Origin of the sequence: Pseudomonas sp. 2VD (assembly GCF_005503585.1) — a bacterium.
Lineage (GTDB): Bacteria > Pseudomonadota > Gammaproteobacteria > Pseudomonadales > Pseudomonadaceae > Pseudomonas > Pseudomonas aeruginosa.
In genome coordinates this window covers 20,241-33,434 of record NZ_SCND01000023.1, presented here as the reverse complement: position 1 = coordinate 33,434, position 13,194 = coordinate 20,241, and the positions used below count along the sequence as shown (strand labels likewise).

Genomic DNA, 13,194 nt, shown 5'->3' with positions numbered 1-13,194 from the left:
GCTGCCGGCTTGGCCGCCGGTTTCGCGGCGGCCTTCGCAGCCGGTTTGGCGGCGGGCTTGGCTGCCGGCTTGGCGGCCGCGGTCTTCGCTGCAGGTTTTTTCGCCGCGGGTTTCGCCGCAGGCTTGGCTGCCGGTTTAGCTGCCGGCTTGGCCGCTGCGGTTTTCGCCGCGGGCTTGGCAGCCGGTTTCGCCGCAGGCTTGGCCGCTGCCTTCGCCGCCGGCTTGACGCTGACGCCGGTGAGTTTCTCGATCTGCCTGGTCAGCGTATCGACCTTGCCGTGCAGCTCCTTCACCTCGTTGCGGCTCGGCACGCCGAGACGCGAGATGGCGCTGTTCAGGCGCTTGTCGAAAGCTTCCTCGAGCTCGCTCCACTTGCCGAGCGCACGGTCCCGAACCTCGTCAACCTTGCTCTTCGCAGAGCGGGCGGAAGCCTTCGCCGCACCGACCTGCGCGTCCACATCGGACTTCGCTTCTTTTTCAGCCTTCTCGCCGTCTTTCACCAAGGTCTCGAACAGCTTGCTGCCGTCCTTGCTGACCTTCGAGTAGGCCCCCAGACCAGCCAGCCAGATCTGCCGCGAGTATTTCTCGATCTCGCCGATCCAACTGGACTCTTTTTCGCTCTTCTTCTTGCCAGCCATCCTGCTCTCCTTATTGGGTTCTCGCGACACGCTCGAGCACTGCGCTCAGCTCATCCAGCTTAGCAGAGAGTGCTTCGACATCGTTCCGGGAAGGTATGCCTATCCGGTTCAACGTGCTAGCGACACGGCTGTCGAATGCCTGCTCGATCCTGTCGAGCTGGTCTTCGACTTTTCCCTTCACCGAAGAGAGGCCGGTCTTGACACTGTCATTGGCCGAATCGACCTGACTTGTGACCAGCGATTTGCCTTTTTTCTCCAGGGCTTCGCCAGCTTTCACCAATTCCTTGAAGTAGTCGCTGCCTTCGGTGCCCAGGCGGGAATACGCACCCAGGCCGGCAAGCCAGATCTGGCGGGCATAGTGGCGGATCTCGGAGACCAGGGAAGTGGATTCGGAAACGGTCTTTTTCTTCAGGGCAATCTTGGCCATGGGGCACCTCACGCTCGTTGGGTTGAAGAAACCGCAGGCGCCGCCGGAACGCTGGCAGCGTGAGAGCAAGGTATCGGGGAAAATTAGAAACCGCATACTAAGCGGAAGATGGGCGCCGCCAGGACGGCGAACGCCCGGCAGGATCAGGCCAGCGCCTTGTCCAACGCCTTCTCGATCTCGCCCTTGAGCAGGCCGCTCATGGCCGACAGCATCAGGCCGAGCTTGACGTCCACCGCGACCTTGTCCGCCCCCACCGCGATCCTGCCGTCGACGCCGCTGCGCTTGAAGGTCAGCTCGTCGCCCTGCCATTCGCACTGCACGCCGTGCTCCTCCGCCAGACGTTCGGCCAGTTTCTCCGCCTTGGCCCGTGCGGCGTCCAGCCCCAGGCTGTGCGGACGTTCAATGTGGATACGCGACATGGATCGACTCCTGATTGCAGATCGGAAAACTATACGCGGCCAGACAAAACACCGCACCCGCGCCGTCGGACGGCGGCACAGCACTTTCCCCACATCCTGTTAGAATGCCCGGCATTCTTTCCAGGTGAGAACGTCATGAACGATCCCCGCAAAGGCGCCGACGCCGAACCCACCACCCACTTCGGCTACCAGAACGTTCCGGAAAGCCAGAAGGCGAAGAAGGTCGCCGAGGTCTTCCACTCGGTGGCGGCCAAGTACGACCTGATGAACGACCTGATGTCCGGCGGCATCCATCGCCTGTGGAAGCGCTTCACCATCGAGCTGTCCGGCGTGCGCAGCGGGAACCGCGTGCTCGACATCGCCGGCGGCACCGGCGACCTGACCCGGCAGTTCTCACGCCTGGTCGGCCCGACCGGCGAGGTGGTGCTGGCCGACATCAACGCCTCGATGCTCAAGGTCGGCCGCGACAAGCTGCTCGACAAGGGCGTCTCCGGCAACGTCAGCTTCGTCCAGGCGGACGCCGAGAAGCTGCCCTTCCCGGACAACCACTTCGACTGCGTGACCATCGCCTTCGGCTTGCGCAACGTCACCCACAAGGACGAAGCGATCCGCTCCATGCTACGCGTGCTCAAGCCCGGTGGCCGCCTGCTGGTGCTGGAGTTCTCCAAGCCGAGCAGCAACCTGCTGTCCAAGGCCTACGACGCCTATTCGTTCAGCCTGCTGCCGCTGATGGGCAAGCTGGTCACCAACGACTCCGAGAGCTATCGCTACCTGGCCGAGTCGATCCGCATGCACCCCGACCAGGAAACCCTGAAGGCGATGATGGTGGAAGCCGGCTTCGACCGCGTGACCTACCACAACATGACCGGCGGCATCGTCGCCCTGCACCGCGGTATCAAGCCTTAACCGAGGGCGCGCCGATGAGCTCGCTGCTGATCCAGGCCGTGCTGGCCGCCGCCGAAACCGGCATCAATCGCGTCCTGCGCCTCGACGGGACAGCGCTGCCGCGCCTGCGCAGGCTTTCCACCAAGGTCATCGAGGTCGACTGCCTGAGCCCGCCGCTGCGGGTCTTCATCCTGCCCGCCGGCGACGGCCTGCACTTCGCCGCGCAGCATGAGGCGGAGGTCGACTGCACCTTGCGTGCGCCGGCCGGCAACCTCCTGCACCTGGCCCTGGCGCGCGACAAGACCCGCGTCCTGCACAGCCCGGAAGTCAGCATGGACGGCGACAGCGCGGCCCTGCTGGAACTGGCCGGCATCCTGCAGAGCCTGGAGCTGGACTGGGAGTACGAACTGTCGCGCTGGCTCGGCCCGCTCGCCACCCAGGTGCTCGGCAGCGGCCTGCGCGACGCTTCGCGCTGGAGCGCGCAGAGCCTGCACAGCCTGCGCCTGAACCTGGCCGACTACCTTGCCGAGGAAAGCCGCACGCTGGTCGGCCAGCACGAAGCCGAAGCCCGCTTCGCCGAACTGGACCAGCTGAAGCTGGCCCTCGATCGTCTCGACGCGCGCGTCGGGCGCCTCAGCCAAAAGACCAAGCCCGACGCATGAAGCTCCTCGCTTTCCGCCGCCTCCTGCGCATCCAGCGCGTCGTCATCCGCTACCGCCTGGACGACCTGATCCTCGAACTGCCGATGCTGCCCTGGTGGCTGCGCCTGCTCGGTGCCACCCTGCCCTGGCGCTGGCTGCCGCGGCGCAAGCTGGAACTGACCCGCGGCGCGCGCCTGCGCCTGGCGCTGCAGGACCTCGGACCGATCTTCATCAAGTTCGGCCAGATTCTCTCCACCCGCCGCGACCTGCTGCCCGACGACATCGCCAACGAACTGGCCTGGCTGCAGGACAAGGTGCCGCCCTTCCCGCCGGAGCTGGCGGTCAAGCGCATCGAGGAACAACTGGGCGCGAAGATCGAACAGGTCTTCGCCCGCTTCGAACGCGAACCGCTGGCCTCTGCCTCGGTGGCCCAGGTCCACGCCGCGCGGCTGAAGAGCGGCGAGGAAGTGGTGGTGAAGGTGATCCGGCCGAACCTGGAACCGGTGATCCGCTCCGACATCGCCTGGCTGTTCATCCTCGCCCGCCTCGCCGAGCGGGTCTCCAGCGAGGCGCGGCGCCTGCACCCGGTGGAAGTGGTCAGCGACTACGAGAAAACCATCGTCGACGAACTCGACCTGCTCCGCGAGGCAGCCAACGCCTCGCAGCTGCGGCGCAACTTCGAAGGCTCGCCGCTGCTCTACGTGCCACAGGTCTACTGGGACTGGTGCCGGCCCAAGGTGCTGGTGATGGAGCGCATCTACGGCATCCCGGTGACCGACCTGGAAACCCTGCGCGACCAACGCACCGACTTCAAGGCACTGGCCGAGCGCGGCGTGGAGATCTTCTTCACCCAGGTGTTCCGCGACAGCTTTTTCCATGCCGACATGCACCCCGGCAACATCTTCGTCAGCACCCGCGCGCCCTGGAGCCCGCAATACATCGCGGTGGACTGCGGCATCGTCGGCAGCCTGACCGACGAGGACCAGGACTACCTGGCGCGCAACCTGATCGCCTTCTTCAAGCGTGACTACCGCAAGGTCGCCCAACTGCATATCGACTCCGGCTGGGTCCCGGCGGAAACCAAGGTCAACGACTTCGAGGCGGCGATCCGTACCGTCTGCGAACCGATCTTCGAGAAGCCGCTGAAGGACATCTCCTTCGGCCAGGTCCTGCTGCGCCTGTTCCAGACCGCGCGCCGTTTCAACATGGAGATCCAGCCGCAACTGGTGTTGCTGCAGAAGACCCTGCTGAACATCGAAGGCCTCGGCCGCCAGCTCTACCCGGAACTCGACCTGTGGGCCACCGCACAGCCGTTCCTGGAGCGCTGGATGCGCGAACGGGTCAGCCCGAAGCAGTTGCTGCGCAATTTCCAGCAACAGGTCGAGCAGGTGCCGCACCTGTCGCAAATGGCCCGCGACACCCTCGAACGCCTGTCACAACCGCACGCCCACAATGCGCCGCCGCCGGAGTGGAAAGGTTCCCGCCACGACTGGCTCGGGCGCCTGGTGGGCGCGGTGCTGCTGGTCGGCGCCGCCGAGGTCGGCCTGGGTCAGCAGCTGGAAGCCTGGCCGGCGTGGGTGATGCTGGCCGGCGGGGTGTTCCTGATCCTGCGCCGCTAGCGCCGCGCACGGCCACTAGGCCCGCGCCGATAGCCAGTCGCGCTCCCGGCTGGCACACTACTCCCATTTCCGCCGGAAACGCACGCAACGTACCGGCAACGAACGTGGAAAGACCATGAAAGACTGGCTGGATGAGATTCACTGGAACGCCGACGGCCTGGTCCCGGCGATCGCCCAGGATCACGAGACCGGGCGCGTGCTGATGATGGCCTGGATGAACCGCGAGGCGCTGGCCCTGACCGCCAGCGAGAACCGTGCAATCTATTGGTCGCGTTCGCGTGGCAAGCTGTGGCGCAAGGGCGAGGAGTCCGGGCATGTGCAGAAGCTGCACGAACTGCGCCTGGACTGCGACGCCGACGTGGTCATCCTGATGGTCGAGCAGGTCGGCGGGATCGCCTGCCATACCGGCCGGGAAAGCTGTTTCTACCGCGTCTTCGAGAACGGCGCCTGGAAGACCGTCGATCCGGTGCTGAAGGACCCGGACGCTATCTACGAACACGCAGGACACCACCATGACTGACACCCTGACCCGCCTGGCGGCGGTGCTCGAGGAGCGCAAGAACGCCGCGCCCGACAGCTCCTACGTGGCCAGCCTGTACCACAAGGGCCTGAACAAGATCCTGGAGAAGGTCGGCGAGGAGTCGGTGGAAGCCATCATCGCCGCCAAGGATGCCGCGGCCAGCGGCGACTGCCAGGACCTGATCTACGAAACCGCCGACCTCTGGTTCCACTCGCTGGTGATGCTCTCGGCCCTCGGCCAGCATCCGCAAGCCGTGCTGGACGAACTGGAGCGCCGCTTCGGCCTTTCCGGCCACGCCGAGAAAGCCGCCCGCCAACCATCGGCCTGAACCTACACATTGCGAGGAATACGACATGGGCATTTTTGACTGGAAACACTGGATCGTCATCCTGATCGTCGTGGTACTGGTGTTCGGCACCAAGCGCCTGAAGAACCTCGGTTCCGACGTCGGCGAAGCGATCAAGGGCTTCCGCAAGGCGGTGAACACCGAGGAAGACGACAAGAAGGACCAGCCCGCCGCCCAGCCGGCCCAACCGCTGAACCAGCCGCACACCATCGACGCCCAGGCGCAGAAGGTCGAAGAGCCGGCGCGCAAGGACTGACGGGTAGCCATCGATGTTCGGAATCAGCTTCAGCGAACTGTTGCTGGTCGGGCTGGTCGCCCTGCTGGTGCTCGGCCCCGAGCGTCTGCCGGGCGCCGCACGTACCGCCGGCCTGTGGATCGGCCGCCTGAAGCGCAGTTTCAATACCATCAAGCAGGAAGTGGAACGGGAAATCGGTGCGGACGAGATCCGCCGGCAACTGCACAACGAGCACATCCTCTCGATGGAGCGCGAAGCGCAGAAGCTGCTGGCCCCGCTGACCGGCCAGAATCCCCCGCAGGAAACCCCGCCGCCGGCGGCCGAGAGCCCGGCGCCGAGCGTACCCACGCCGCCGCCGACCAGCACGCCCGCGGACGCCGCGGCACCGCCGGCAGTCGCTGCCTCCACTCCCCCTTCGCCACCGTCCGAGACGCCGCGTAATCCATGAGCGCCGATAAACCCGAGCAGCCCGAGCACGACCAGGAAATGCCCCTGGTCTCGCACCTGACCGAACTGCGTACGCGCCTGCTGCGCAGCGTGGCGGCGATCTTCCTGATCTTCGCCGGCCTGTTCTACTTCTCGCAGAAGATCTACACCCTGGTCTCCGAGCCGTTGCGCCGCTTCCTTCCGGAAGGCACCAGCATGATCGCCACCGACGTCGCCTCGCCGTTCCTCGCGCCGTTCAAGCTGACCATGGTGGTGGCTCTGTTCCTCGCCATGCCGGTGATCCTCGCGCAGGTCTGGGGCTTCATCGCGCCCGGCCTGTACAAGCACGAGAAGCGCGTGGCGCTGCCGCTGCTGGTGTCCAGCATCATCCTGTTCTACGCCGGGATGGCCTTCGCCTACTTCCTGGTGTTCCCGATGATCTTCCACTTCTTCGCCAGCGTGACGCCCGAGGGCGTGGCGATGATGACGGACATCAACAGCTACCTGGACTTCGTCCTGACCCTGTTCTTCGCCTTCGGCGTCGCCTTCGAGATCCCGGTGGCCACGGTGCTGCTGATCTGGATCGGGGTGGTCGACGTCGAGTACCTGAAGAAGATCCGCCCGTACGTGATCATCGGCTGCTTCGTGGTCGGCATGGTCCTGACCCCGCCGGACATCTTCTCCCAGACCATGCTCGCGGTGCCAATGTGGCTGCTGTTCGAGATCGGCCTGCTGTTCGGCCGCCTGGTACGCAAGCGCGGCGAGCATCCGGACGACCAACCGGCCAGCGACGGCGACCAGCCTCCGGCCACCCGCCAGTGAACCTGCTGCTCCTCGACGACGCCGACTTCGTGTCGGCGGATCGTGCGGTCCTGCACGATCGCCGCCTCAAGCACCTGCACGAAGTGCACCGCGCCGAGAACGGCGACACCCTGCGGGTCGGCCGCCTCGGCGGCTGGATGGGCGAAGGCCGCCTGCTGAAGCTCGACGCCAGCGAGGCGACCCTGGAGGTGCGCTTCGACCAGCCGCCGCCGGCCAAGTTGCCGATCACCCTGCTGCTGGCCTTGCCGCGACCGAAGATGCTCCGCCGGGTGTTGCAGACCATCGCCGCAATGGGCGTACCGAAGCTGGTGCTGCTGAACAGCTACCGCGTAGAAAAGAGCTTCTGGCAGACCCCGTTCCTCGACCCGGCGGCGATCCGCGAGAACCTGGTCCTCGGCCTGGAGCAGGCCCGCGATACGGTGCTGCCGGAAATCATCGTCGAGAAGCGCTTCAAACCCTTCGTCGAAGACCGCCTGCCGGCCCTGGCCGCCGGCAGCCTCGGCCTGGTCGGCCATCCCGGTCCCTGGCCGGCCTGTCCGCGCGCGGTGGAGAAGCCGGTGACCCTGGCGATCGGCCCGGAAGGCGGCTGGATTCCCTACGAGGTCGACAAGCTGCGCGAAGCCGGACTGCATCCGGTGCAGCTCGGCGAACGCATCCTGCGCGTGGAAACCGCGGTCAGCGCCTTGCTTGCGCGGTTGTTCTGAAAAAACTCCGGTAAAAGACTGAAGGTTTCCCTCGCCCGGCCGACATCCTCTGTCGCGCAGGGCTCCGCACGACAACCATAAGACCTCGCCCGCCGGCCACGTACCGGCCCTCCGCGCCCGCACGCCGGACGCGACGACGCTGAGCCATTACCTGTTCCGCCACGCCATGGGGCTGCCAACCCAGGGTGTCGCACTGCCTGGAGTAATGACGATGTACGATTGGTGGGTTCTCCAACTGGCCAAGCTGAGCGTCAGCCGCAAGCTGATGGTCGGTTTCGGTGTCCTCCTCGCGCTGCTTCTGCTGGTGGTGATCAGCAGCAACCGCACCCTCACGCACCAGACCGCCCTCAGCGAGCAGCTCGCCGAAGTCGCCAGCCTGATGGAACAGGCCCAGCAAGCCGAACAAGGCCGCCTGGCATTCGAAGCCGGCAGCGACCCGCGCCAGGCCGAGCAGGTCCGCCAGACCCTGGCCGGGATGCTCCAGCGCCTGCAGGCGCTGCGCCACAGCGAGCTTGACCCGGCCGCCCTGGCCCACCAGGCCGAAGCCATCGAAGCCTACCGCAAGGCCTTCGACGACCTCGCCGCAGCCGATCTGCAACGCAGCGCCGCCCGTGGTGTGCTGGTGGGCACTGCACAGCAGGCGCTGGACAGCTTCGCCCGCCTCGAGGAACTGATGGACGCCAGCCTCGCGCAGCAGGCCGGCGACCCGCAGGCGTTGCAACGCAGCCGTGCGGTGGCCGACCTGCACCAACAGTTGCTCATGGTGCGTTACCAGGTGCGCGGCTACGTCTTCGAGCGCAGCGACAAGGCCGAGCAGGCCGCGTTCGCCGCGTTCGACGCCCTCCGCCAGGCCGGCACGACGCTGCGAGGCCAATTGCCCGGCGAGGCCGATGCGGCGCTGGAACAGGCCATGCGCAGCCTCCAGGGCTATCGTGGCGGCATCGAGCAGTTCCGTGCCGGCGTCGTCCGCACGCGCCAGGCGCAGCAAGCGATGCAAAGCAGCACCCAGGATATGGCCCGGGCCGGCCGGACCCTCACCGAAGCCGGTCGCCAGTTGCGCGAGAGCACCGCCAGCCGCGACCGCGCCAGCCTCTGGCTGATCGCCGCGCTGGCCCTGGCCTTCGGCTGCGTCGCCGGCTGGGCGATCAACCGGCAGATCGTCCGGCCGCTGGACGAAGCCCTCGCGCAGGCCGAGGCCATCGCCGCCGGCGACCTCGGCAAGCGTCCTCAGAATCCCCTGACCCTCCAGCGCCGCGACGAACTGGGCCAGTTGCAGCGAGTCATGCAGCGCATGGGTGACAGCCTGCGCGAGCTGGTCGGGCGGATCGGCGACGGCGTCAGCCAGTTGGCCAGCTCCGCCGAGGAACTCTCGGCGGTCACCGAGCAGACCCGCGCCGGGGTCAACAGCCAGAAAGTGGAGACCGACCAGGTCGCCACCGCCATGCATGAGATGGCCGCCACCGTGCAGGACGTCGCGCGCAACGCCGAGCTGGCCTCCCAGGCCGCTCGCCAGGCCGATGAAGAGGCGCGCCAGGGCGACGCGGTAGTCGACCAGGCGGTGACCCGCATCGAGCGCCTGGCTAGCGAAATGGACGTTTCCAGCGAAGCCATGGCGCGCCTGAAGAACGACAGCGAGCAGATCGGCAGCGTCCTCGACGTGATCAAGTCGGTGGCCGAGCAAACCAACCTGCTGGCGCTCAACGCAGCCATCGAAGCGGCACGCGCCGGCGACGCCGGACGCGGCTTCGCGGTGGTCGCCGACGAGGTCCGCGGCCTGGCCCAGCGCACCCAGCAGTCCACCGCCGAGATCGAGGGCCTGATCCAGCGTCTCCAGCAGGGCGCCGGCGAAGCCGCCGAACGCCTGGAGAACAGCCGCTCGCTGACCGCCAGCACGGTGGAACTGGCGCGCCGCGCCGGCGCCGCGCTGGACAGCATCACCCGCACCGTCTCCGACATCCAGAACATGAACCTGCAGATCGCCACTGCCGCGGAGCAACAGAGCACGGTGGCCGAGGAGATCAACCGCAGCGTCCTCAGCGTGCGCGACGTCGCCGAGCAGTCGGCCGCCGCCAGCGAGCAGACCGCCGCCTCCAGCGGCGAGCTGGCGCGCCTGGGCACGCAGTTGCAGGCGCAGGTGGGACGCTTCCGCCTGTAACATCCCGAGAGGATCCTCCTTGCATCGGCAGCCCCTCCCGTCCATCGAAAGCGGACAGGAGGGGCACCTTTGCGTAGGATCAGGCTTTCGCCTTTTGGGAGATGACGCCATGCGCCCGATGACCATCGATATCGACGAACTGGCCTTCGCCCTGGATACCCCGGGAATCGACCACTACCTCGACCTGCACAGCGGCAAGGTGCTGCTGATCTCCGCCGAGGCGCCCGATCCCGAACTGGACGCATTGCTGGAAAACGAGCCGGAACGCCTGCTGCTGATCGACCCGCTGAGCACCACCCAGTCGCTGGGACTGATGCAGGATTTCCTCCGCGAGGTGGAGGAGCCGCACGCCTATGCGACGCTCGCCAACGCGCTGCAGAGCCGCAAGCCGTTCAAGGCCTTCAAGCACTCTCTGATGGAGTACCCGGAACTGTTGCAGGACTGGTACCGCTACCAGAACGAGCGCCTGCGCGAATGGGCGCTGGACTGGCTGGAAGACAACGATATCCAGCCGGCCGCGCGGCAGAGTCCGACGTCGCTCCTGCCGCCACCGGGCAAGCCGTTCGCCTAGCGCGGTACTAGAGGACCTGACGGAGGAAGGCCTGGGCCCGCGGGTCCTGCGGATTGTCGAAGAACTGCGCCGGCGGCGCGTCCTCCAGCAGCTTGCCGTGGTCGAAGAACAGCACGCGGTCGGCCACTTCGCGGGCAAAGCCCATCTCGTGGGTCACGCAGACCATGGTCATGCCTTCCACGGCCAGGGTCTTCATGACGTCGAGGACTTCGCCGACCATCTCCGGATCGAGCGCCGAGGTCGGTTCGTCGAACAGCATCACCTTGGGGTCCATGCACAACGCGCGAGCGATCGCCACGCGCTGCTGCTGGCCGCCGGACAGGCGCGAGGGATATTCGTCGGCCTTCTGCCCGATACCGACCTTGGCCAGCAGCGCCCGCGCCTTGGCCTCGCGCTCGGCCTTGCCGCGTTTGCGCACCACGCGCTGGGCCAGGCAGAGGTTCTCGAGCACGGTCATGTGCGGGAACAGGTTGAAATGCTGGAACACCATGCCGACTTCGCGGCGGTAGGCATTGATGTCGGTCCTCGGGTCGGCCAGGTCGACGCCGTCGATGCTCACCGAGCCTTCGTCGAACTCCTCCAGGCCGTTCAGGCAGCGCAGGAAGGTCGACTTGCCGGAACCGGACGGACCGATCACCACCAGCACCTCGCCCCTGGCCACGCGGGTACTCACGTCGTCCACCGCGCGCACTACCTGGCCGCGGGTATCGAAGACCTTCAGCAGGTTGCGTACTTCAATCACTTTGTCCGAGCCTCCGCTCCAGTCGGGATGCCATGTGCGAAAGGGGCAGGTTCAACAGCAGGTACAGCGCGGCGACGCAGAACCAGATCTCGAAGGTGGAGAACGAGGTGGTGATCGCCTCGCGGCCGCTCTTGGTCAGTTCGGTGATGGCGATCACCGAGACCAGCGAGGTGTCCTTGACCAGGCTGATGAACTGCCCGGCCAGCGGCGGCAGCACGCGCTTGAAGGCCTGCGGCAGGATCACGTAGCGCATCGACTGGCCGGCGTTCAGGCCCAGGGAGCGGGCGGCCTCGTTCTGTCCGCGGGCGATGGACTGCACGCCGGCCCGGATGATCTCGGCCACGTAGGCGCCGGTGAACAGCGCCAGCGCCGCGACCCCGGCGAACTCGCGGGACAGGTTGAGCACGGTGCCGATGAAGAAGTAGAAGATGAAGATCTGCACCAGCAACGGCGTGCCGCGCACCAGCTCGACGTAGATCGTCGACAGGTCGTGCAGGGTCGGGTTCTTCGACAGCCGGCAGAGGCCGGCAACCAGGCCGATCGCCAAGCCGATGGCACCGGACACCAGCGATAGCCAGAGGGTGGTCCACAGGCCCCAGAGCAGTGGGCCGGCGGCCCAGTGGCGGGTCACCCCGACCGCGTCGCCCTCGGCCACGTCGTCGCCTTCGGAGAATTGCAGGCTGTCCTGGGCGACGGTCACGACCTGCTTCTCGCCGCTCTCGCCAAGCAGCGTGACGCGCGCGTCCCTGCCCTGTTCCTCGATAGCCTCGACCCGGCCGATCTCGTTGGCCCGCAACGGCTCCTCGGCCTGGTAGGCGAAGTACTGCGGAACGCGGTTCCAGCGCCATTCATAGGAAATCAGCGAGGTGGAGAACCACAGCGCCCAGGCCAGGACCAGCAGGATCAGCCCGGTCAGCAGGTGCCAGGGCCAGACGGAACGTTTCTTCTTGGTCACGGAAACTCTCTCGAACGATGGAATGCGCAGGTACGACGGCCCCCTTCGCGGGGGCCGTCAGCGGTTCATTCCATTTCCTTCAGCCACTCGGTGTTCTTGAACCACTTGTCGTGGATGCGCTGATAGGTGCCGTCTTCGCGGATCTGATGGAGGAAGTTGTTGATGAAGTTGATGCTGTCGTAGTCGCCTTTCTTCAGGCCGAACGCCAGCGGCTCGTAGGTGAACGGCTGGTCGAGGTAGACCAGCTTGCCGGCGCCGAACTTGCTCACCGCCACCACGTTGTAGGGCGAGTCGTAGATGAAGGCGTCAGCCTTGCCGTTGACCACGTCCATCACCGCTTCCGGCTCGTTGTCGAAGCCGTGGTACTTGGCCTTGCTGATCAGCTTGCGGGCAACGATCTCACCGGTGGTGCCGATCTTCGAGGTGATGCTGTACTGCGGATCGTTCAGGTCCTTGTAGGACTTGATCTTGCCTTCCAGTTCCTTGCGCACCAGCAGGGTCTGGCCGACCACGATGAAGGGCTCGGAGAAGTTCAGGCGCAGGTTGCGCTCCTGGGTCAGGGTCATGCCCGAGCCGATCATGTCGAACTTGTCGGTCAGCAGCGCCGGGATGATGCCGTCGTAGCTGGTGGAGACCAGCTCCAGCTTGACGCCCATGGACTTGGCCATGGCCTTGAGCAGGTCGACTTCGAAGCCGATGATCTGGCCGCGCTTGTTGGTCATCTCGAACGGCATGTAGGTCGGGTCCATGCCGACCCGCAGGGTGCCGCGCTTGACCGCGTCCTCCACCGCGCCGGCCGCCTGGACCGAAGCCACGCCCACCAGGGCGCAGACGCCCAGAACCAATGAAGCAAGATACTTTTTCATTCCCCAATCCCCAGCAGTCTTAGAAACACAGTCGTCGAACGGATGCTCTCGTCGTGTCGCCGTCCCGGGCGGGCAGCAGGCCATGACCGGCTGCGCAAAAGGCGGCCGATAGTACCTCAGCTGGCGAACGATACGAGACTTTCTGGATTGCCGGCGCAGGGTAACAGCAGCGCCGCACGGGGAAAACAGGCAAGAAACAGACCATGCCCCGGCGGCGTTCCGC

The 13,194-nt window shown here is 66.2% G+C and carries 17 protein-coding genes and 1 pseudogene; 12 read left to right on the top strand and 6 right to left on the bottom strand.

The window, feature by feature from the left end:
• The 3 genes from FFS27_RS04640 to FFS27_RS04630 form a co-directional block, all read right to left on the bottom strand.
• On the bottom strand, window positions 1-638 hold a 638-nt coding region (locus FFS27_RS04640; protein ID WP_137951942.1), incomplete at its 3' end, for a phasin family protein.
• A 10-nt stretch (window positions 639-648) separates the two neighbouring features.
• Window positions 649-1,065, bottom strand: coding sequence for a phasin family protein (locus FFS27_RS04635; protein ID WP_003103463.1), 417 nt, complete (start codon window positions 1,063-1,065; stop codon window positions 649-651).
• A 143-nt stretch (window positions 1,066-1,208) separates the two neighbouring features.
• Complete coding sequence (locus tag FFS27_RS04630; RefSeq protein ID WP_009314399.1) at window positions 1,209-1,484, bottom strand: polyhydroxyalkanoic acid system family protein; 276 nt, start codon at window positions 1,482-1,484, stop codon at window positions 1,209-1,211.
• Between the two features lie 135 nt (window positions 1,485-1,619).
• Between FFS27_RS04630 and ubiE the strand changes: the two genes are divergently transcribed.
• The 12 genes and pseudogenes from ubiE (at window position 1,620) to FFS27_RS04575 (ending at window position 10,408) form a co-directional block, all read left to right on the top strand.
• Window positions 1,620-2,390, top strand: coding sequence for a bifunctional demethylmenaquinone methyltransferase/2-methoxy-6-polyprenyl-1,4-benzoquinol methylase UbiE (gene ubiE / locus FFS27_RS04625; protein WP_003103462.1), 771 nt, complete (start codon window positions 1,620-1,622; stop codon window positions 2,388-2,390).
• 14 nt (window positions 2,391-2,404) lie between these two features.
• A complete protein-coding gene (locus tag FFS27_RS04620) occupies window positions 2,405-3,031 on the top strand; it encodes a ubiquinone biosynthesis accessory factor UbiJ (RefSeq protein ID WP_003110866.1) in 627 nt (208 codons plus the stop codon).
• Window positions 3,028-4,629 carry a ubiquinone biosynthesis regulatory protein kinase UbiB gene (ubiB, locus tag FFS27_RS04615; protein WP_003116128.1) on the top strand — a complete coding sequence of 534 codons (1,602 nt, stop codon included), beginning with the start codon at window positions 3,028-3,030 and terminating at the stop codon, window positions 4,627-4,629. The genes FFS27_RS04620 and ubiB overlap by 4 nt, the downstream gene beginning before the upstream one ends.
• Before the next feature lie 115 nt (window positions 4,630-4,744).
• On the top strand, window positions 4,745-5,149 hold the full coding sequence (gene hisI, locus FFS27_RS04610; protein ID WP_003110867.1) for a phosphoribosyl-AMP cyclohydrolase: 405 nt from the start codon (window positions 4,745-4,747) through the stop codon (window positions 5,147-5,149).
• The gene (locus FFS27_RS04605; RefSeq protein WP_003110868.1) at window positions 5,142-5,477 is read left to right on the top strand and encodes a phosphoribosyl-ATP diphosphatase; all 336 of its coding nucleotides are present in this window, start codon (window positions 5,142-5,144) and stop codon (window positions 5,475-5,477) included. Before hisI ends, FFS27_RS04605 begins: the two co-directional genes overlap by 8 nt.
• A gap of 25 nt (window positions 5,478-5,502) precedes the next feature.
• Entirely contained in the window at window positions 5,503-5,751 is a 249-nt protein-coding gene (locus FFS27_RS04600; protein ID WP_003095893.1) for a twin-arginine translocase TatA/TatE family subunit, read from the top strand.
• Between the two features lie 13 nt (window positions 5,752-5,764).
• Complete coding sequence (tatB, locus tag FFS27_RS04595) at window positions 5,765-6,178, top strand: Sec-independent protein translocase protein TatB (protein WP_023096240.1); 414 nt, start codon at window positions 5,765-5,767, stop codon at window positions 6,176-6,178.
• A complete protein-coding gene (gene tatC, locus FFS27_RS04590; protein ID WP_003095896.1) occupies window positions 6,175-6,978 on the top strand; it encodes a twin-arginine translocase subunit TatC in 804 nt (267 codons plus the stop codon). Before tatB ends, tatC begins: the two co-directional genes overlap by 4 nt.
• Complete coding sequence (locus FFS27_RS04585; protein WP_003095898.1) at window positions 6,975-7,682, top strand: 16S rRNA (uracil(1498)-N(3))-methyltransferase; 708 nt, start codon at window positions 6,975-6,977, stop codon at window positions 7,680-7,682. The genes tatC and FFS27_RS04585 overlap by 4 nt, the downstream gene beginning before the upstream one ends.
• A gap of 166 nt (window positions 7,683-7,848) precedes the next feature.
• A pseudogene (locus FFS27_RS34075) lies at window positions 7,849-8,982 on the top strand (methyl-accepting chemotaxis protein); the annotation flags it as partial.
• Window positions 8,965-9,837 carry a methyl-accepting chemotaxis protein gene (locus tag FFS27_RS34070; protein WP_404936159.1) on the top strand — a complete coding sequence of 291 codons (873 nt, stop codon included), beginning with the start codon at window positions 8,965-8,967 and terminating at the stop codon, window positions 9,835-9,837. The pseudogene FFS27_RS34075 and the gene FFS27_RS34070, both read left to right, overlap by 18 nt.
• A gap of 109 nt (window positions 9,838-9,946) precedes the next feature.
• Entirely contained in the window at window positions 9,947-10,408 is a 462-nt protein-coding gene (locus FFS27_RS04575; protein ID WP_003135810.1) for a UPF0158 family protein, read from the top strand.
• 7 nt (window positions 10,409-10,415) lie between these two features.
• Here the strand turns inward: FFS27_RS04575 and FFS27_RS04570 are convergent, their stop codons facing one another.
• The 3 genes from FFS27_RS04570 to FFS27_RS04560 all read right to left on the bottom strand — a co-directional run bounded on the left by FFS27_RS04570 (window position 10,416) and on the right by FFS27_RS04560 (window position 12,971).
• Window positions 10,416-11,150 carry an amino acid ABC transporter ATP-binding protein gene (locus tag FFS27_RS04570; protein ID WP_003095906.1) on the bottom strand — a complete coding sequence of 245 codons (735 nt, stop codon included), beginning with the start codon at window positions 11,148-11,150 and terminating at the stop codon, window positions 10,416-10,418.
• Window positions 11,143-12,105, bottom strand: a complete 963-nt coding sequence (locus FFS27_RS04565) for an amino acid ABC transporter permease (protein ID WP_003103450.1) — start codon at window positions 12,103-12,105, stop codon at window positions 11,143-11,145. The genes FFS27_RS04570 and FFS27_RS04565 overlap by 8 nt, the downstream gene beginning before the upstream one ends.
• Window positions 12,106-12,170: 65 nt before the next feature.
• A complete protein-coding gene (locus FFS27_RS04560) occupies window positions 12,171-12,971 on the bottom strand; it encodes a transporter substrate-binding domain-containing protein (protein WP_003095910.1) in 801 nt (266 codons plus the stop codon).
• Window positions 12,972-13,194 lie beyond the last annotated feature (223 nt).